General features: G+C 69.7%; 16 protein-coding genes. 2 read left to right on the forward strand and 14 right to left on the reverse strand.

The features are described from left to right. Nucleotides 1–55 precede the first annotated feature (55 nt). On the forward strand, nucleotides 56–1,414 hold the full coding sequence (locus tag OG842_RS19095) for a diaminopimelate decarboxylase (RefSeq protein ID WP_266731114.1): 1,359 nt from the start codon (nucleotides 56–58) through the stop codon (nucleotides 1,412–1,414). 22 nt (nucleotides 1,415–1,436) lie between these two features. Here the strand turns inward: OG842_RS19095 and OG842_RS19100 are convergent, their stop codons facing one another. The 13 genes from OG842_RS19100 to OG842_RS19160 all read right to left on the reverse strand — a co-directional run bounded on the left by OG842_RS19100 (nucleotide 1,437) and on the right by OG842_RS19160 (nucleotide 13,551). After that, a complete protein-coding gene (locus OG842_RS19100; protein ID WP_266731115.1) occupies nucleotides 1,437–2,252 on the reverse strand; it encodes a discoidin domain-containing protein in 816 nt (271 codons plus the stop codon). 311 nt (nucleotides 2,253–2,563) lie between these two features. Next, entirely contained in the window at nucleotides 2,564–3,097 is a 534-nt protein-coding gene (locus tag OG842_RS19105; RefSeq protein ID WP_266731116.1) for a phage tail protein, read from the reverse strand. Nucleotides 3,098–3,102: 5 nt separating this feature from the next. After that, complete coding sequence (locus OG842_RS19110; RefSeq protein WP_266731117.1) at nucleotides 3,103–5,064, reverse strand: putative baseplate assembly protein; 1,962 nt, start codon at nucleotides 5,062–5,064, stop codon at nucleotides 3,103–3,105. Further along, nucleotides 5,061–5,474 (reverse strand): GPW/gp25 family protein, encoded by a 414-nt coding sequence (locus OG842_RS19115; RefSeq protein WP_124720016.1) that lies wholly within the window; start codon nucleotides 5,472–5,474, stop codon nucleotides 5,061–5,063. The genes OG842_RS19110 and OG842_RS19115 overlap by 4 nt, the downstream gene beginning before the upstream one ends. 6 nt (nucleotides 5,475–5,480) lie before the next feature. Next, nucleotides 5,481–5,774 (reverse strand): PAAR domain-containing protein, encoded by a 294-nt coding sequence (locus OG842_RS19120; RefSeq protein ID WP_266731118.1) that lies wholly within the window; start codon nucleotides 5,772–5,774, stop codon nucleotides 5,481–5,483. 36 nt (nucleotides 5,775–5,810) lie between these two features. Continuing rightward, a complete protein-coding gene (locus OG842_RS19125) occupies nucleotides 5,811–7,796 on the reverse strand; it encodes a VgrG-related protein (protein ID WP_266731120.1) in 1,986 nt (661 codons plus the stop codon). Continuing rightward, entirely contained in the window at nucleotides 7,796–8,599 is an 804-nt protein-coding gene (locus OG842_RS19130; protein ID WP_266731121.1) for a CIS tube protein, read from the reverse strand. Before OG842_RS19130 ends, OG842_RS19125 begins: the two co-directional genes overlap by 1 nt. 5 nt (nucleotides 8,600–8,604) lie before the next feature. Then, nucleotides 8,605–9,042 carry a phage tail protein gene (locus tag OG842_RS19135; RefSeq protein WP_266731122.1) on the reverse strand — a complete coding sequence of 146 codons (438 nt, stop codon included), beginning with the start codon at nucleotides 9,040–9,042 and terminating at the stop codon, nucleotides 8,605–8,607. Between the two features lie 56 nt (nucleotides 9,043–9,098). After that, nucleotides 9,099–10,877, reverse strand: a complete 1,779-nt coding sequence (locus OG842_RS19140) for a hypothetical protein (RefSeq protein WP_266731123.1) — start codon at nucleotides 10,875–10,877, stop codon at nucleotides 9,099–9,101. A 29-nt stretch (nucleotides 10,878–10,906) separates the two neighbouring features. Continuing rightward, nucleotides 10,907–11,050 (reverse strand): DUF6760 family protein, encoded by a 144-nt coding sequence (locus OG842_RS19145; protein ID WP_093549683.1) that lies wholly within the window; start codon nucleotides 11,048–11,050, stop codon nucleotides 10,907–10,909. Continuing rightward, nucleotides 11,047–11,496 carry a hypothetical protein gene (locus OG842_RS19150; protein ID WP_266731126.1) on the reverse strand — a complete coding sequence of 150 codons (450 nt, stop codon included), beginning with the start codon at nucleotides 11,494–11,496 and terminating at the stop codon, nucleotides 11,047–11,049. Before OG842_RS19150 ends, OG842_RS19145 begins: the two co-directional genes overlap by 4 nt. Continuing rightward, a complete protein-coding gene (locus OG842_RS19155; protein ID WP_072488539.1) occupies nucleotides 11,496–11,939 on the reverse strand; it encodes a phage tail protein in 444 nt (147 codons plus the stop codon). The genes OG842_RS19150 and OG842_RS19155 overlap by 1 nt, the downstream gene beginning before the upstream one ends. 55 nt (nucleotides 11,940–11,994) lie before the next feature. After that, complete coding sequence (locus OG842_RS19160) at nucleotides 11,995–13,551, reverse strand: phage tail sheath family protein (RefSeq protein ID WP_266731128.1); 1,557 nt, start codon at nucleotides 13,549–13,551, stop codon at nucleotides 11,995–11,997. Nucleotides 13,552–13,940: 389 nt separating this feature from the next. On the opposite strand from OG842_RS19160, the gene OG842_RS19165 reads away from it, so the two are divergent. Continuing rightward, the gene (locus OG842_RS19165; protein ID WP_266731130.1) at nucleotides 13,941–17,768 is read left to right on the forward strand and encodes a phage tail protein; all 3,828 of its coding nucleotides are present in this window, start codon (nucleotides 13,941–13,943) and stop codon (nucleotides 17,766–17,768) included. A 9-nt stretch (nucleotides 17,769–17,777) separates the two neighbouring features. Here OG842_RS19165 and OG842_RS19170 read toward each other — a convergent pair whose 3' ends face one another. Continuing rightward, entirely contained in the window at nucleotides 17,778–18,329 is a 552-nt protein-coding gene (locus OG842_RS19170) for an SUKH-4 family immunity protein (protein ID WP_266731132.1), read from the reverse strand. Nucleotides 18,330–19,082: the final 753 nt, after the last annotated feature.

Genomic DNA, 19,082 nt, shown 5'->3' on the forward strand with positions numbered 1-19,082 from the left:
CGAAGCTGTCCGTAGATGACGGCGAGACAGACGGAGGGGCGTTGTGATGGTTGGCATGACTTCAGGCTCGGTGGCCGGGCGGCGCGGTGACCGCCGCACGGCGGCGCTGGCGCGCGCCGTCGAGGACGGGCTGCTCGGTCCGCACTCGCCCGTGGTCGGTCTGCTCGACGTGGACGGTGTGCTCGCCACGGTGGACGCGCTGAACAAGGCGTTCGAGGGGCCGTTCGATGGGCCCGCCCCGGTGCAGCACACGTTCGCGGCCAAGGCGTGCGGCCTCGTGCCGGTGCTGCGGCTGCTCGCGGAGGCGGGGATGGGGTGCGAGGTGGCCTCGCCCGGTGAGCTGGAGCAGGCCCTCGCCGCCGGGTTCCCGTACGAGCGGCTGGTCTTCGACAGCCCCGCGAAGACGGTCGAGGAGCTGGAGTTCGCGCTCGCCCATGGCATCGCGGTCAACCTGGACAACTTCCAGGAACTGGCCCGGGTGGACCGCCTGCTGGCCGGCCGGGAAGCCGCCGGACCCATCGGCCTCCGGGTGAACCCGCAGGTCGGAGCCGGGTCCATCGGCGCGATGAGCACCGCGACCGCGACCTCGAAGTTCGGCGTCGCGCTGCGTGACGCGGGGGCCGAGGACTCGGTGATCGAGGCGTTCGAGCGCCGCCCCTGGCTCAACCGGCTGCACGCGCACGTCGGTTCACAGGGCTGTCCGCTGCCGCTCGTCGCCGAGGGCATCCGTACGGCGTACGAGCTGGCCGAGCGGATCAACACCCGGCTGGGCCGGGCCCGGATCACCGGGATCGACATCGGCGGCGGCCTGCCCGTCAACTTCGACGGCGAGGAGGACCGGCCCACGTACGCCGATTACGTCGCCGGACTCCGCGAGGCCGTACCGGGGCTCTTCGACGGCCGCTACACCCTCGTCACCGAGTTCGGCCGCTCGCTGCTCGCCAAGAGCGGAACGATCGGGACCGTCGTCGAGTACACCAAGTCCGCGGGCGGCCGGCGGATCGCGGTCACGCACGCGGGCGCCCAGGTCGCCACCCGTACCGTGTTCATGCCCGGCTCCTGGCCGCTGCGCGTCGGGGTCTTCGACGCCTCGGGCCGCCCCAAGCAGGGTCCGGCCGAGACCGTCGACATCGCGGGCCCCTGCTGCTTCGCCGGGGACCTCACCGCGACCGCGCGCGAACTCCCCGCCGTCGAACCCGGCGACGTGGTGGCGCTGTACGACACCGGGGCGTACTACTTCTCCTCGCACTTCTCGTACAACTCGCTGCCCCGGCCCGCGGTGTACGGCTACCGCACCGACGCCGAGGGGCGGGTGCGGTTCGCGCTGGTGCGCGAGGCGCAGAGCGTGCGCGAGGTCGTCGAGGAGAGCGGTCTCGCGCAGGCGGACAACCTGGTTGCGCTGTCGGCTGGATGAGCCCGCGTCAGGGCCTCCGGTCTCAGGGCCTCCGGCCGAAGAACTCGATCTCGGCGACGGCGAGCCGCCGGCCGGGGCCCGCTCCGTACGTGGTGTCGGTCGTGAGCCGGGCCCTGACGATCTCCGAACCGCGCAGGTCGAAGGTCTGCTGGCCCGGCTGGTCCTTGACCCGCAGTCTCCTGCTGACGCTGGTTCCGTCGGCGGAGGTGAGCACAACGGTGACCTTGGCCGGACGGGCCTGGGTGAGGAACTCGTCCATCTTTGCGGAGGTGCCCGAGAAGACCACCAGCTTCAGTACGCGTACCGGTTGCTCGAAGTCGCACTCCACGTACTGGCCCGCCCCGGTGTCGGGTCCGGCGGCCGAGGGCGCCCAGTAACGGTTGTTGAAGCCGTCGAACGCCGCCCCCGCCGGGTGCCCCGGAGCCGTGCTGGAGGCCCGGAACCGGGTCGGCGGCACCGCCTCCGGTGTCCCGGTCTCGTCCTTGGCGAAGCCGAACCAGGCGGACAGGCGCGGAAGGGCGAACCAGACGCCGCACGCCAGCACGATCAGCACGATCGGCAGGGCCAGACCGGGGCGGCGCCACAGCCGGCGCCTCGGCCGGGTGCCCGCGGTGGGCGCCTGACGCGGTCGCCGCCGGAAGATCCGGCGCCACCAGGGCGGCCGCACATCGGGTGGCGGGCCCGGGTCCAGGAGCAGCGCGCAGCGGATGCACAGGGTGCGGTCCGGGGCGTTCTCCGTACGGCAGTTGGGGCAGCGGACGGGCACGACGGGTGACGGGCCCGGGGGTGTGTTCGCGGTTTCGGGCGGTACGTCGGGCAGCGCCTCGGGCCCCGGCACGGGATCGCTCGTCTCGTCACCGGGGCGACGCGGGGCGGCGGTCGCGGCAACGGGGGGCTGGGGTGGGGGCTGGGATGAGGGCTGCGGGGACTGTTGCGGCTGAGACTGAGGGGACGGCTGAGGCTGAGAGGACGGCTGAGGCTGTGTCACGGGGGCGACCGGAGGAACGTGGGGAGCCCAATGTGCCCGGGGCGGCCGAGCGGTGGAAGGCGCCGGGGTCCCGCTCTCCGGTTCCTCCCACTCCAGGAACGCCTGGCACGACGTACAGAACTGCGTCCCCGGCGCGTTGTTCTGGCCGCACGACTCGCAGATCACAGGACCTCCAGGTCGAAGCCCACATGTGCCGGGATCTCCGTACGGATCAGCTCCTCCAGCCGCACCCGGTCGACCTGGTACGGCTGCGCGGCCCGGACCCGGACCGTCACCCACGGCCGCGGGCCGCCCGGGAACCGGGTGTGCGGCGTCGTCGACCACGCCGTACCGCCGCTCTCCACGATCTCCGGCTCGATCCCCGTCTCCAGGAACACCGCCTCCGCGAGACCGCGCCGGGTGCCCCGCCTGCTGTGCCGCTCGACCGCGCCGCGCACCGTCGCACGCCGCTGCTCGACCGGATGGTCCGAGCGGGTGTCGACGGCCACCCACTGGGCCAGCCAGGCAAGGAAGTCCTCGGGCGCGCTGCGGGGGTCGAGGTGGGCGGGCAGGTTGTCGATGGAGAGCAGGACCGGGGCGAGCACGTCGTCGAGCGCCGCGAGGAACCGCTGGAGGAAGTCCTGCTCCAGGTAGACCGCCGGGAGCTGTTCGATCAGCGGGTGCGGTGTCGGCAGGCCGGTCACGGCTGTGCGCATGGCGGTCAGGCCTCCCGTACCCGGAGCTGGTGCTCGTAGCTGAAGACCAGCGCGTGCCGGTCCAGCGCGATCTTGGTGGTGGGCTCGCCGCGCTGCCCGTTCACCGGGTCGGCGGGGAAGAGGCGTACGTCCTCCACCAGGTCCACGCCCGCCACCTGTTGCAGTACGGCGAACGCCTCGCCCGACTGGATGGGCCGCCCGAACGGCCAGCCGTCGCGGCCCGGTCCGCCGCTCAGCGGGTTGAAGTAGCTGTAGAGGGCGGTCAGCGCCTCCTCGCGCACCCGCTCCAGCACGACACCCCTGCGGGCCTGGACCGTGGCGACCACCGTGACCCCCTGGTAGAAGGGCCGCTCGACCACCAACCGGGCCCCGATCGGCCTCCGTTCGTCCAGATGGCCCGCGATAAGGGCGAGGGTGTGCTGCGGCGGGACGAGTTCGTCGAACCGGATCCGGCCCTGCTCGTCGCTGCGCCCGGCCGGTACGACGAGCAGCCGCACCCCGCCCGCCTCGACGGCCGAGTCCTCGCCGGCCGGGATGCACTGCACCCGGGCCGCGTCGGGTGCGACCTCTCGGGCCAGCAGTTCGTAGTCGTGCGGTACGACGGCCCGGTGCAGGGTCCGCAGCGTCATCGGTCCGCGCACCCGGGCGCTCTCCACCGTCTCGCCGTCGACCCCGCCCAGCGCCGGGCTGCGGTTCTCCACCCGGGCCACGTACGGGATGGCGCTGCGCAGCACCCGGAGGGTGGAGCGGGCGACATTGCCGCGCACGCCCCCGCCGGTGCGGTACGAGCGGACGCGTACGGTGGCGCCCTTCGGCGGCACCTTCCCGTAGTAGCGGATCGAGCCGTCCCGCTCCCGTACCGCCGGACCGAACTCGACCCGCCCCGAGTTGGGGTCGAGCGTGATGTGCCGGTCCTCGGGGCCGGAGTGCGCGAAGTCGTCGACCCGGGTCCATTCCGTGTCCTGCGGGCCGCCTCCCGCCGGGTCCGCCACCTCGACGACGAACTCGCCGGGTACGACGGGCGGGCGGCTGATCGTGAAGGTCTGGCCGGGTACGCCCTCGGCCGGGCCGAGCACCTCGTCGGTGACGGTCTCGGCGTGCACCGCGCCGACGGTCGCACCGATCGTGAACGCGGTGATCCGGCGGACCACCGGGGGCGCCATGTACGTGGGCTGCCCCGGTTCCGCCTCCACCAGGCGGCAGCGCAGCCACCCGCCGGTCCGGCGCACGACGACGGCGGGCGTGTGGCCCTGGGGCAGATGCAGGATCAGCTCACCGGACCGGTTGAAGCCGCCGGTGTCGTCCTTCTCGACCTCGCAGGCCGCCCAGGCGCTGCCGTCCCACGCCTCCCAGACCAGCGGCGGCCGCAGCGGGTCCACGCCGACGCCCTCGACGGCGCAGTCCAGCCGGAGCACGACGACCCCCGAGGGGACGGCCGCGGACAGGCCCACGTAGAGCGCGTCGCCGGGCGCGGGCGTGGTGCCGAAGCAGGGTACGGACCGGCCGAGCGCGAGCTCCTCGGTACGGTCCAGGGCGTCGCCGGACGTCGGCCAGGTGGCGAGGTGCGCGAACTCGCAGGGCACGATGGACAGTTCGCCGACGGTCGTGAAGACGACCGCCTCCTCGGTCTCGGTGCGTACGGTCGCGACCTCCGTGCCGGCCCGCACCCGTACCGGCTCGGGCTGTGGCGCGGAGAGCCGGAACGTCACATCGGTGTGAGCGGCCGTGGGCGGGTGGAGGCGGACCCCGATCAGGTCGAGGAAGGTCAGATAGCTCTTCTCCGGGACCCGGTTCACCCGGTAGACGAGCTGGTCGACCATGGTCGCGAAGGCCTCGATGAGGGTCACCCCGGGGTCCGACACGTTGTGGTCGGTCCACTCCGGGCAGCGCTGCTGGACGAGCCGTTTCGCCTCGTCGACCAGGCCCTGGAAGCGGCGGTCGTCCAGATACGGGCTGGGCAGCGTCACGCGCCGTCCACCTCCTCGTGCTGCGGGATCACATAGAACGGGAAGACCAGGTTCCGGGGGTCGTTGGCGCCCCGCACGGTGTAGCCGATGTCGATGTACAGGACGCCGTTGTCCGCCTCGTCGAAGCGGACGACGACCTCGGTGACCTCGATCCGGGGCTCCCACCGGTCCAGCGCGAGCCGCACCTCGTACGCGAGCTGCCCGGCCGTGCCCGCGTCCGCCGGGGCGAACACGTAGTCGTTGACGGCGCAGCCGAACTCGGGCCGCATCGGCCGCTCGCCCGGTGACGTCGCCAGGATCAGCCGGATCGACTCCTCCAGCTCGTGCTCGCCGCGCACCAGGGCGATGGACCCGGTGGCGTCGGTGCGCGGCGGGAAGGCCCAGCCCGCGCCGATGAACTCCTGTCCCATGGCCGCTCAGCCTCCGATCAGCACCGTCGGGCACCCGGACACGATCGGTGCGCCGCAGGCGGCCCGGTCACCGACCCGGGCGGCGGGCCGCCCGCCGATCAGCACCGTGGTGCTGCCGGGCGGGACGATCGCGGACGGGGCGTGCACCGCCGGCGGCGGCGACGCGCACAGGTGCGGGGTGCCGACCGTGGCGGCGGGGAGCCCGCCGATCAGCACGGACGGGACGCCGGGAGGCCCGACCGTGCCGGGGTGTCCGGTGGGGTCACCGACCCGTGCGGCTGCCGCCGCGGCTGCTGACATGGCAGTGCGTTCCTCTCGATCGGCGCGTCCGCGCGGTCAATTGATCTTCACCATGGGTGCGTTGATGGACAGGGACGAGCCGCCCTTGATGTCGGTGCGCTGCGTTCCGTCGACCGCGACCTGGGCGCCCCGGACCGCCACCGTGCCGCCGGTGGCGAGCTTGACCTCGCCGTTCCCGCCGTCGACGCTCACTCCGCTGCGGGACTTCAACGTGACGCTGTCGCCGCTCAGTTCGAGGGTTCCCTGCCCGCCGTCCAGCGCGACCCCGCGGGCCGCCTTGATGGACACCTGCTGCTTGGCCTCGATGTTCACGCTGCCGTCGCTGTTGATCACGATCACGGTGCCCTTGCGGTCCAGGTCGATCTTCAGCTTTCCGTCGCCGGTGAGCAGGCGTACGCCCTGCGGGCCGTTGGCGTCGTCCAGGATCTCCAGCTGGTTGCCGCCCTTGGAGGCGACCGAGCGACGGTTGACGGCCCCGCTGGTCGGGTCGACGAGCGGGGCTCCCGGGGCCGATTCCGAAGCGGGTCCCGAGGCGGACGACTCGCCGGTCACGGCCCCGGCCGCACCCCCCGGCCCACCGCCGGCCGGTCCCCCGCCACCGCCTCCGCCCCCGCTGCCGCTTCCCTGGGACGGCCGGTCCTTCCCGTTGTACAGACCTGCGAGGACGTACGGGCGGTCCAGGTGCCCGTGCTCGAACCCCACCAGCACCTCGTCGCCCACCTCGGGGATGAACGCCTCGCCGCCGCTCGTCCCGCCGGACTGCGCCGTGCGCGCCCAGTCGCTCGCGTACTCGTCCGACAGCCAGGGGAACCGCACCTTGACCCGGCCCGAGCCCTCCGGGTCGTGGGTGTCCGTGACCGTCCCGCTGACCAGCCCCGCGCACCGCGACCCGCCCCCGCCACCGGCCCCGCCGGAGCCCGGCCCGCCGCCGGTCAGCCCGAACAGCGAACGCTCCTGCTGACCGGAGACGGTGAGCCAGGTCTCGTACCCGCGCACCGGGTCGAAGACGTGCCGGGACGACGTGACCGTGTACCGCCCCTCGAACGGCGCCCCCACCGCGTTGAGCGCCACCGCGCTGCCGGCCCGCACCTCCGGGTTCCCCCGGATCACCGCCTCCAGCTCCGCGAACGACCCGGCGATCCGTTCCGCCAGGGCCTTCGCCGCCTGGTCCACCTGCGCCTGGGCCCCGTACGCCGCGTCCGTGACCACGAAGCGCGCCTCGCCGAACGGGGCGGTCACCTCGGCCGCGCTCACTCCCAGCTCCAGCGTCGCCGACTTCCCGGCGGGCGCCCGCCCGACGAGCGGCTGCTTGGCCTTGACGTCCCAGCCGCGCACCTCGACCTCGGAGACCTGCTCGGCACAGGACACCCCGGCCCGGCAGCGCAGCAGGTTGCTGCCCATCTCCAGGACCAGCGGATCGCGGTCGGCGCGCGCCGAACCGTCCGGTGCGCCGCTCGCCTCCGCGGGCCGGGTGATGTGCAGCCGGCCGTCGAGCACATACGCCTGGGCGCCCGCCTCCTCGGCCAGGTCCCGGATGAACTCCCAGTCCGTGACGTTGGGCTGGGCGATGTGTTCGAGCACCGGACCTGCCACGTCGACCGTGCCCGGCTTGAGTCCGGCGCGCTGGGCGACCTGGGCGCAGATGTCGGCGAGCGTCATGTTCTGGTAGCTGGCCACCCGGCGTCCGCGGAACAGCCGGTGCGACTCGTCGAGCCCGCGTACGACGGTGAACGTGCCGGTCTCGTCGAGCTCCACCTCCAGGGCGGTGACGACGCCCTTGAGCAGCGGTTTCGGTGCCGAGTCGCCACCCGCGCGGGCCAGCAGCCGGGCCTCGCTGCCGATCTTCAGCCCGGTCTGCTCCAGCAGCACCCGGTCCGGGTCGCGGAACCGCAGGAGGAACAGGTCGGGCAGCGTCCGGCTGTCGTCGACGTACCCCTCGACCAGTGTGTTCACGAACTTCGGCGGCAGCGGGCTGCCGCCGAACTCCACCACCAGCGCCGTCGCGACGCCCGGCTGCGCCATCAGGACCGCCCTCCGTCCCTGGCCTCTTCGAGCCGGTTCAGCTCGTCCAGCGCGGGGAGCAGCAGCTGCCGTCCGGGGGCCAGCCGCAGCGGGTCGTCGATCCCGTTCGCCTCCGCGATCACCCGCCAGGCCGCCGGGTCGCCGTACTCGCGCTGGGCGAGCGAGGGCAGCGAGTCCCCGGCGCCCAGCCGGTGCACCCGGCGGGCCGCGAGCGCACCCGAGGTCGGGTTCTGGCCCGGAGTGTCGCCGCTGATCTCCTCCATCGTCACCTGGCAGACGGCCCGGATCGGCACGCCCGACGTGGTGAACAGGGTGTATTTCGCCTGTACTTGGCTGACGTAGCCGGGGAACCCGGTCAGCCCGCCCCAGTGGAAGACCACCCACGGCGGCGAGGACCGCTGTTGCTGCCGGGTCTCGTTGGTCGGCACGCAGCAGGCGAAGAGCTGCTCCACGGAGGTCACCACCCGGGTGTCCTGGGTGTCGCTGGCGTCGAAGAACATCTCCACGGTGAGCTTGCTGGGCTGCGAGCCCTGGTACTCCGGCGGCCCGGAGCTCTTCGCGCCCTTGGCCGGACTCCGTTTCCAGGAAGCGGCCTTGGTGAGGCTGAGCTCCTTGGGGTTGAACTGGAAGTCGATCCGCCCGCACGGGCCGCCGGGGGTGAGGCCGCCGCCGGTCGGCGGGGTCCGCAGTTCCAGATAGGCGTGCTCCAGCTTGGGCCGGGCCGAACCTCCCCTGCCCGACTTCGCGGCCGATGCCCCCGACGTACCGGCGGCACTGAAGGCGATGGGACCGGCACCGCTCACGACGCTCAGCCCTCCATCACATAGCCGTGATGGGCGATCTCGATCGTCTCCATCGCGACCTTGGGCGATTCGGGGGAGAAGGAGGGCCCGGTCCAGCGGACCGGCACGACCTCCAGCAGCCCCCACTGGGCCACCTTCTGCCCGTCGCCGGTCCGCGCCTCGATGTGCGCCGTCTTGCGGCTGAAACCGGTGGTCATGGTGGCGAACCAGCGCGCGACCTTCTCGGTCTCCTTGGTGAGCGGCCTGGACAGCTTGACGTTCGAGTACTTCAGACGGGTCGGCAGCTGCCACAGATGCCCGTTGTTGCCGCCCTCCTCACGTGTTTCGAGCACCACTTCACAGCCCAGCCCGTCGCATGTGTTGAACGATCCGAGCTCGATGTCGTCGATCGTGACGACGAAGCAGACACTGACGGCGGGGTCGTTCTCCTGGGCGGTGGCCATGGTCCGTACCTCTCGATCTCAGTGCCTGGTGTGAATCCCGGTGCCTGGTGTGGATCTCAGTGCCTGGTGTTGATGAGGAATCCCGCTCGTTCGCGTTCCAGCCGCAGATCGGCCTTGAAGAGCCTGCTGAGCGGCGCGTACAGGGCGCGCACCAGCTCGTCGGTGACGACGGGCGCTCCACCAGTGGCGGAACCGGAGGCGGAGGGGGCCGCGGAAGTGCCCGGCGCACCGTGGGCGTCGGCCGTGGGCCCGGGTTCCGGTTCCGGCTGGGAATCGGCTTCGGCCGCCGCCTCCTGGGGCGGATCCGGAGGTGGTGGTTCCTCGCTCTCCGTCTCGCGCTGCACGACGGGCGCCGAGTACGACGGCGGTGGCGACCCGAAGACGACGCTGCCGTCCGCCATCCGCTGGGCGACTCCGGCGGCCACGGCGGCCGAACCGGCCGTGGTGAAGGAGGTCGGCTCCGGCACGGGGGCGGTGGACGGCGCGGCCCGGCTACCGGAACCCGGCAATGAACGCGGCACCGGCGGCCCGCCAACTGCCTGACGTTGCAGGGCGGGAGGCGACGGGGCGGGCGGAGGCACGGCGGTACGTTGCAACGCCGCCGGAAGGGACGCGGCCGGCGTCACCGAGGGCACGCCCTCCCGGTCGGACGTCCAGCGCACCGGAACGGAGTCCGGCGCGGACGACGCCGCAGGGATCGGTGGCGAGACCGGCGCCCCGGACATCGGCCCCGAACCGGCCGGAGGCCCCCCTGCAGCCCCGTCCACGGCCGAACGCTGTACGGTGCCGCCGCCGGCACCGCCGCCCGGCCCGGACTGGAGCGTCACGGGCCGGTCGGCAAGCAGGGGCGCGACCGGGCCGGTGGGCGGAGGCGGCGAGAGGGGCGCCCACGCGGGCACGGCGGACGTCCGCTGCACCGCCGGTGCGGGAGCCGCCGGTACGGACTCCGACGCGGCAGGCAGCAGAGGCGAGTCACCGAGCAACGGCGCAGTGGGCCCACCGGTGTCTGCGGCCGGCTCCGGTACCCCGGACGCCCCGGAGAACACAGCGGTCCCAGCGGTCCCAGCGGCCTCAGCGTTCCCAGCTGCCTCGACACCCCCGGTCACCTCACCGGCTCCCCCGCCCGCCCCCGCCGTCTCCGGACCGTCGTGGGCGGCCTGCCGCTGCGCCGTGGGCGGCAGCGCGGACATCGGCGCACCGAGACCGGGCGCCCGCCGGGGCCGGTCCGGGGCCGCAGGCAGCACCGAACGCTGAACGGGCGGGGCCGTGGACGGCGGCGGGGCAGCGGACTCCGGCGCCGGCTCAGGAGCCACGGCCGGTACGAGCGGCTGCTCGCCCACCAGCCTCCGCACCGGCAACTCCGCCACGGCCGACTCCCCGGCCGATGTCATCGCGGGCGCACCCCCCGCGACAGCACGCTGCACAGCCATGGGAACGGGCATGGACACGGACAGGGGTACGTACCCGGTCCGGACCGGCGGCTCCCCCGGGCGCTCCGCGGACCGCTGCACCGGCGACGGGCGCTCCACGGTGACCGGGGCGGCCGGGGCGGTGATCCCGTGCACCAGTCCGGTGGGCGCGTCCGGGCTGACCAGGTGCCCGAGGGGCGTACCGAGCGAGGTGTCCTGCCGGGTGGAGAGCGAGCCCTGGAACCCGGAAGGATCGATGACCAGATCCTGAGCCCTCAAGGTCCGCTGAATGGGCGGCAGTTCGGCCGGATCGACCCGCTCGCGCGGCGCGGCCACCGGACCGGCGCCCGCACTGCCCGTCGCCGAACCCGTCCCCGCACCCGTCTCCGTACGCCCGCCGCCGCGCAGCCAGGACATCAGGCCCATGGATTTTCCCGCCCTCCCTGCGCTGTTCGCTACTGCCCGTTGAGGCGAGCGACCTGTGCGACGAACCTCAGTCGTTCCGGGTGTTCCAGGTCCAGCAGCTCATCGAGCGGCCAGTGGAAGTGATAGGCGAGGTACGCGACCTCCTCGTAGAGCAGGTCGGCCGCGTACGTCACGATTCCCCCAGGCGGCCACCGGCGAGATTCACCGCGAACTCCTCCTTGCAGGCCGGGCAGGAGACGGCGGCACGGGTGTGTCCCTCGGCGTTGATCCGCCGGTAGAAGTCCTGGAGGAAGGCCAGGTCGGAGGCGAAGAGGTCCTCGATGATGCCGGGGTGGATGTCGTCGATCGTGCCGATCCGGGTGACGACCCTGGCGATGAGTACGACCGAGAGGTACGCGGAGTTCTCCCGCACCCGGTCGTCCCGCAACGGCACGAGTTCGTCGCGCGCGGTCGCGAGCCGCATGACGCCCGTGTGGTGCACGGCGCCCGTCTCGTCGACGTACCCGCGCGGCAGCTCGAAGGTGAACTCCGTACGGAGCGGCTCCCGTTGACCGGACCGTCGTTCCGTCCCCCCGGCCGGGGCCGGGGCCGGCGCGGGCGTCTCTGTCGTACGTCGCATCAGTCGAGTTCCATGCTTTCGTACGTGATCGCGAGCTTCTCCGTCAGGACCGAGGTGTCACCGGCCTTGAGGGTCCCGATCTCCAGGGACTTCGGCCAGGCGTTGATGAGCTTGTAGCGCTTGATGGCGATGCCCTCGTGGTCGTACACGATGACCGCACCGTTGCGGCGGGCCGCGGTCATCCGGCCGAACCGGGAGTCCTTGATCCACCGTTCGAAGCTGTTGTCCTCGGTGAGACCGCGGGTCACGGTCACCTCACCGGCCTTCGGCCTGCCGGGAAGCTTCTTGATGGCGTAGCGGCCGTCGGCGGTGTTCTGCTTCAGCTCGATGACGTCCTGCTCCATCTTCAGACCGCTGACCTCGGTGATCTGCTTGATGACGACGCTGTCGAATTCGAGGCCGAAGGAGGCCCCGACGGTGCTGTCGAGATCGGGAAGTGGCACAACAGGCTCCTTTACGGCTCTTACCGCTTGGTGGACCTAGGGGGACCAGGCCTCGCTACTCGTCGACGCCGCCGGTGCCCCCGGTCAGCTGGGAGAGGCGGAAGACCACGAACTCGGCCGGCCTGACCGGTGCCACCCCGATCTCGCAGATGACCTGACCTGCGTCGATGCTCTCCGGCGGGTTGGTCTCGCGGTCACACTTGACGTAGAACGCCTCTTCCGGGGTGAGCCCGAACAGCGCCCCCTTGCGCCACTCGTTGACCAGGAACGCCGACACCGTGCGCCGGATACGGGCCCACAGCGCGTCGTCGTTCGGCTCGAAGACGACCCACTGCGTACCGGCGAGGATCGACTCCTCCAGGTAGTTGAAGAGGCGCCGGACGTTCAGATAGCGCCAGGCCGGGTCGGAGGCCAGCGTGCGCGCGCCCCAGACCCGGATGCCGCGCCCGGGGAAGGACCGGATGCAGTTCAGGCCGATCGGGTTGAGCAGATCGTGTTCGCCCTTGGTCAGCTGGGTCTGCAGGGCGACCGCACCGCGTACGACCTCGTTGGCGGGGGCCTTGTGCACCCCGCGCGACTCGTCGTTGCGGGCCCAGACCCCGGCGATGTGGCCGCTCGGCGGTACGAGCCGGGCGCGCCCGGACGAGGGGTCGGCGACCCGGATCCAGGGGTAGTAGAGCGTGGCGTACTTGGAGTCGAAGTTGGCGCGGTCGGTGCGCCAGGCACGGATCTGCTGCGGGCTCAGTCCCGGCGGCGGGTCGAGGATGGCGACCCGGTCACCCATCAACTCACAGTGGCTGATGAGCCCTTGCTGAACGGCGATGACCGACTCCAGGTCCAGCAGACCGCGTTCGTACGCGCTCATCAGGTCCGGCACGGCGATGGTCGTGACCTCTTCGACCGCTTCGAGCCCGCCGAGCCCGGTCCGCCGGTCGGGATCGCCGACGTACAGCTCGGGGGTCAGCGCCCCGGCGGCGGGCGATGCGGGTGCCGCCGGAGCCAGTGTCACGCTCTGCGTCGCGGGCCTGGCCGGGGCGGCACCGCGCCCGGTCTCACGGATCTCGATGAGCTCCGACTTGGCGTTGACCCGGGTGGCGACGTTCTCCTTGCTGCGCTTGGTCGTGACGCTCGCGTACGTCTCCGCGACCTGACCGTCCCGCTTCACGACCAGCTGGAAGACGTCGGAGGGCGGATCGTCCCCCTCCACCTCGGCCACCTCTACGGTGATCTCTCCGGCCACGCCGGGGCGGGGCCTCACCGCGTACGGCCCGAGCTGCGTCTCCGCCCCCGCGGGCAGCTGCCCGACGGCCTCGCCGCCCTCACCCTCGCCCTCGGCGGGGAGTTCAGTGCCGTCATCAATACGCACCACATAACAGACGCCGCCACCGTTGGCGAAGAACCCGTACACGGCGGACGCCAGATACGTACCGTCGACGAAGTCACCGAACGTGCCGGCGAACTGGCTCCAGTTGGTGATCAGCGTCGGCTCGTCGAACGGGCCCTTGCGGGCGAAGCCGACGAAAGCGGCGACCGAGGTGCCCACCCCTTCGATCGGCCGGGATCCGGACTCGATCTCTTCGACGTAGACGCCCGGGGACAGGTACGACGGCATGTGAGTCTCTCCTTGGCCGGGAACGCCCGCAATTCTCGCGACACCGGCGATCACCGGGAACGGACACACGGCCGCCCGCCCGTGCACCGGCCCCTGCCCGATCAGGCAACGCCGTCGTGCTGTACGTGCTGCCGGGCGCTGCCCCGGACCGCGGTGCGCCTGTCCTGCGTACCCCGCGAGCACTGCGCACACCCTGGGACACCGACAGGGCACATGCGCGGCCGGGAGGGCGGATGAAGGCGGTTCCGGAGAAGGACCCCGCCTCCGCTTCCGACGGCAGAGGTACCCCCCATCGCGAGAACGTGACACTCAAGCCCGAAGTGTCACGTTCCCAAACGCCCCCATCCCACCGCCCGCCGGCCGACCGCCCGGCCCCCGACCCCCGCAGCGTGCAACGCCTGCAACGCGCGGCGGGCAACAGGGCCGTCTCCCGCCTGGTCGCCCAGCGCTACACGACCCCGGTGAAACCGTCCCCCGCCCAGGCCCCCGGCTTCCGCAAGGTCAAGGCGGACGTGGCGGCCAAGAAGGTCCACCTGGCCGCACACGCCCCCGCCGCCGCCGAGTCCAAGTCAGCACAGGACGCGGCCGTCGCACCCCCCGACGACAAGGAGGCCCAGGGCAAGGCCGCGAACGCCGAGAAGATGAACGCCGCGAAGCCCGGCGAGTTCGACAAGCAGGCGTTCATCGACGCGGTGAACAAGGCCATCGACGCCCAGGCCCCGAAGAACCTCGACCAGGCCGACAAGTTCTCCAAGTCCGGCAAGGCCGACCAGATCAAGGACGAGGTCGACGGGAAGGTCAAGGACGGGAAGGACTCCTCGGCCAAGGACATCGACACGGCCACCAAGGCCCCACCGGACACCTCGGCGGCCAAGGACAAACCCGTCACCCCGATGACCCCCGACCAGCCCCCCGCCAACCCCGGCGCCCCCTCCGCCGCAGACGCCATCCCCGCCCATCAGCCGGCCTCGGTCACGGACTTCTCCGAGGGCCCGGCCGCCAACGACCAGGCGATGGCGGACGCCGAGGTCACCGAGGACCAGCTGGCCAAGGGCAACGAGCCCGAGTTCGATCAGGCCCTGTCCACGAAGAAGACCGCGGAAGCAGACTCCGCGAAGGCCCCCGCCAAGGGCAAGGCCGCCGAGGCCCAGCAACTGAGCACCGCCAAGGCCGGAGCGGCGGCCTCCGGCGCCCAGGCCATGAACGCCCTCACCGCGACCAGGACCTCGGCGGGCAAACAGGTCGACGGCGGCAAGGGCGAGACGAAGTCCAAGGACGAGAAGAAGCGCGCCGAGGTCACCGCCAAGCTCCAGAAGGTCTACGACGGCACGAAGAAGGACGTCGAGGCCACCCTGTCCGGCCTGGACAAGAAGGTCGACGAAGCGTTCACCTCAGGCGAGGAGGCGGCCCGCGACGCGTTCACCGCCGACCACAAGCGCCGCATGAAGAAGTACAAGGACAAGCGCTACTCAGGCATGTTCGGCCCCGCGAAGTGGGCCAAGGACAAGCTGATGGGCATGCCGAAGGAGGCCAACGACCTCTTCCAGGAAGCCCGCAAGCTCTACGTCTCCCAGATGCAGACGGTCATCTCGTCCGTCGCCGACATCATCGGCACCGAACTGGGCAAGGCCAAGGCCCGCATAGCCAAGGGCCGCACCGAGCTGAAGGCCGAGGTCGACAAACTCCCCGCAAACCTACGCGAGTTCGGCCAGGAAGCCGCCACCGACTTCGCGGGCAAGTTCGACGACCTGGAAGCCACGGTCAACGAGAAGTCCGAACAGCTCGTCCAGGACCTCGCCCAGAAATACACCGCTGCCCTGAACAAGGTCGACGAGGAGATCAAGAAGCTCCAGGAGGCCAACAAGGGCCTGGTCGACAAGGCGAAGGACGCGATCGTCGGCGTCATCAAGACGATCAACGAACTGAAGAACCTCCTCCTCGGCATCCTCGCCAAGGCCGCCTCCGCCATCATGAAGATCATCAAGGACCCCATCGGGTTCCTCGGCAACCTCGTCAAGGCAGTAGGCGCCGGCCTCAACCTCTTCATCACCAACATCGCCGAGCACCTCAAGACCGGCGTCGTCTCCTGGCTGCTGGGCACCGCGGTCAAGGCCGGCCTGGAACTCCCCCAGAAGTTCGACCTCAAGGGCATCATCCAGCTCATCGGCTCCCTCCTCGGCCTGACCTGGGCCAACATCCGCGCCCGCATCACCCGCAAGGGCATCCCCGACCAGGCCATGACCGCCGTCGAGTCCTCCGTCCCCGTCGCAAAGAAACTCGCGACGGAAGGCCCCGCAGGCGCCGTCAAGGAAATCGAGTCCGAGGCCGGCGACCTCAAGGCCACCATCCTCGAAAAACTCACCAGCTACCTGATCCCCACCGTCATCATCGCCGGGATCACCTGGATCATCTCCCTCCTCAACCCCGCCTCCGCCTTCGTCCGCGCGGTCAAGGGAATCATCGACATCGTCACGTTCATCGTGAACCAGGGCGCCCAGATCGTGGAATTCGTCAACGCCGTCCTGGACGCGGTCATCGCCATCGCCAACGGCGGCTCGGCAGGCGTCCCCAAGATGGTCGAAACCGCCCTCGCCGCCAGCGTCCCCCTCCTCATCGGCTTCCTCGCCTCGCTCCTCGGCATCGGATCCCTCGCCAACAAGGTCAAATCCGTCTTCTACGCCGTATCCCGCCCCGTCAACCGCGCCATCGACAAAATCGTCAACTTCATCACCAAAAAAGGCAAAGCCCTCTGGAACAAACTCAAAGGCAAGAAGGGGGATCCTCACGATCCCAAGGCCGGGAAGTCCCAGAAAGAGCTTGCACAACTGGCCCGCAAGGCGGCAGAGGAGGCCACCCGCCGGGTCGCGGGCGGAGTTTCACCGACCCAGGCGAAGTCCATACTGCGCGAGATAGAGAGCCACTACAAGCGCCAGGGACTGACCAGTCTTTCGTTTGTCACCGGAACCCACGGTAAAACTTCCGTTCGCATTCGAGCGAAGGTGAACCCGGAATACTCTGCCGACGACGTGGACACCGTTTCGCAACCTGGGGACAAGTTCGCAGAAATCCCGTGGATCCATGAGATAAGAGGCTGGGCGACACTGAACCAGGATTCGGCAAAGATGGAAATTAATCCCGCCGGAGGCACTGACAAAAAGAAGGAGTGGGCGCCTCCCACCTATGCACGAGGCATAATTTCCTGGAGCGGAAAGAGTGCGTCACAGAGCAGGAACACAAAGACATTCGAGAGCAGCAACATGGAGGCTTCGGACAAGAAGTTCATGCGAAGTTATTCCGAAGCACATGGAGAGGAGAAAGTTATTCAGGCGTTCGACCGGCTGCTCTGGGGAGACTACGGAGAGGGCAGCCTTGAAGGCGTCGTAATCAATATGGACCTGTTCATCAACAGAAGCTCCTGCGTGAACTGCGCAGACTTTATCGCAGAGTTTGTCAGGAAACTTGAGAAGCGCGGGGCCACTGTCACCGCCAAGGCCAATGTAACAGCTCCATACAGGGGCGGGTCAGTCATCAGCGAAGAGGTGAGGAAGCGGAACGGTGACCTCATCAAACAGTTTGCCAGCAAATCACTTGTCACTCACGAACAGCTTGAGAACGCCCGTGCTGAGGCACAGAAGAAGAATCCGTCCAAGCCGCCGCCGGAGCCGAAGGTCAGGCGTTTCTGGGGAACCAGCGAGGAGGACACGCGGAAGCGCATCGAGGAGGTTCAGAAGGAATACAAGAAAGCACAGAAGGATATAGCCGAGCAGACCGGAGGGAGCTCCGGTGCCGCCACCCCGCCGCCGGTCCCGGACGAACTGCGGTGGCATCAACTGCGTGGGACGAATGATACGCAGAAGTTGGGCGTGGCCATCCTAGAAAAGGCGGGCGTGCAAGTGCACGCAATAACCCTTGATTCGATACGCTCAACCAACTTCAGCGATCAAGAGATTTCCTCCTTCGACAGCAGTGCCGACTCCTCTGCAGCGGAGATCGCAGAGCTCGCGGCTCGACGGCCGGACTATCAGTCCCTGGACACGAACGGCGGGGTCGATAAAACGGAGCAGCAGATGAAAATCCTCCGCAAGCATCTCAAGGATCGCGCAAAACAGGTGAACGACCTGGTGGCCGACGAGCGGATTCAGGAAATCCGGAAACAGGCCCAGGAGCGCAAGGAAGCGGAACAAAAGGCGGCAGAGGATTTGATGTCAGGCGGGTGAACCTGCACATCAGAATACGCGATAGTCGTCGGCGCTGATCTGCTCGATGATCCAGCGCCAGAACGAGGAAGCGGTGCCCCAGGCAGCCTCATCAGATTCCCGCAGCACATCGGAAAGCTCCTCGCGCTGGATTGCTACATCCTCTTCGTCGAGAAAATCGAAACGTCCACGTTCCGCCTCTAGCGTGCAAAGATCCTCGACATACTTGTCGACCGACGTGTTGATCCGGCGGATGATGTCGGCTTCGGGGACTGCGTAGTAGACATCTCCGGTGGCAGGCTCGACAAGGATGTCTCCGTTGCCCGCGAAGCCGATCCGATACATTGCTCGAATTCGCTCATCCGATTCGATGCCGACTTCTTCGCAATGTTCGCTGTACGTTTTTACTCCCTCTTCCAGGCCAGGCACGGAAGAAATCGCATCCAGCAAGTTTCCGGGAAGTCCGGTGTGCATAAGGGTTTGACCGGCAGGCTGCCGCCGGAGTTCCTCCGGGACCGCTTCCTCGAGAAGGAGGACCGTATCTTCTCCGAAAACTTCTACGAGACGTTCGCGGGATACCATTTCCGCCCTTCTGATGCATTCCGTCGAACTCGGAGTGAAAGGAAGAGATAAAGCGGCGTACGGGTAGTCCTGTGCTCCATCACCACCACGGCACGCCGACTGCTCGGCGGCCCGATTTGAGTGTAGTCAGATACTGTCCCTCCGGAACAGAGCAGGGGATACCGGGCCGACAGTTCCCCCACTGCGGCCCCCTTCAGGGCTGACACGAAGTCCGAACCTGCCCCGAGCGAGCGCCGAGCGCCCGCCCCACGGTCGAGCCCCTCAAGCGCCGGGCCGGACCGCAGGAGCGCGCAGGAACATCTGTGCCTACGCCGCCGGCACACCGGCGCTGGCCTCAGCGGCCCTGCGACCGCCTGCTGTCCCGGACTTGCACCGGACGTGGATTCAGTTGCCCGGCATCGGCAAGCACCTGGTTCTGTGGTTTCAGGCACCGCTGGTCCTGGACTCCTTGAGTGAAATGCAGCGTGATCGCAAACCCCGTGCTCAGGCTCGGGGGCGCACTGCACTCACCTGCTGCACAAACGTCTCGGGGCCGGATGCCGCCAATTCAGACGAGTGACCACGTCTACCCGTTTGCCGCCGCTCGACTACAAATTTCGTGAGGGAATGAGAATGAAGAAGGAAATGCTGCACCTCGGTGGGCACTGCAGGGCGACTGACGGAAGGTTCCTCTCCGCGGGGCGCTGCCCCTGGGGTCGGAAGACCGTCTTCCTGAACCGGGTGGCGATCGCCCGATGCGCAGCTGGTTCCACG

The sequence above is a fragment of the Streptomyces sp. NBC_00376 genome (assembly GCF_036077095.1).
Taxonomy (GTDB): Bacteria; Actinomycetota; Actinomycetes; order Streptomycetales; family Streptomycetaceae; genus Streptomyces.

Coding starts and splice junctions, on each gene's coding strand:
- OG842_RS19095 (WP_266731114.1), top strand. CDS start 56: ATGACTTCAGGCTCGGTGGCCGGGCGGCGCGGTGACCGCCGCACGGCG.
- OG842_RS19105 (WP_266731116.1), bottom strand. CDS start 3,097: ATGCGCACAGCCGTGACCGGCCTGCCGACACCGCACCCGCTGATCGAA.
- OG842_RS19115 (WP_124720016.1), bottom strand. CDS start 5,474: ATGGGACAGGAGTTCATCGGCGCGGGCTGGGCCTTCCCGCCGCGCACC.
- OG842_RS19120 (WP_266731118.1), bottom strand. CDS start 5,774: ATGTCAGCAGCCGCGGCGGCAGCCGCACGGGTCGGTGACCCCACCGGA.
- OG842_RS19125 (WP_266731120.1), bottom strand. CDS start 7,796: ATGGCGCAGCCGGGCGTCGCGACGGCGCTGGTGGTGGAGTTCGGCGGC.
- OG842_RS19135 (WP_266731122.1), bottom strand. CDS start 9,042: ATGGCCACCGCCCAGGAGAACGACCCCGCCGTCAGTGTCTGCTTCGTC.
- OG842_RS19140 (WP_266731123.1), bottom strand. CDS start 10,877: ATGGGCCTGATGTCCTGGCTGCGCGGCGGCGGGCGTACGGAGACGGGT.
- OG842_RS19150 (WP_266731126.1), bottom strand. CDS start 11,496: ATGCGACGTACGACAGAGACGCCCGCGCCGGCCCCGGCCCCGGCCGGG.
- OG842_RS19160 (WP_266731128.1), bottom strand. CDS start 13,551: ATGCCGTCGTACCTGTCCCCGGGCGTCTACGTCGAAGAGATCGAGTCC.
- OG842_RS19170 (WP_266731132.1), bottom strand. CDS start 18,329: ATGGTATCCCGCGAACGTCTCGTAGAAGTTTTCGGAGAAGATACGGTC.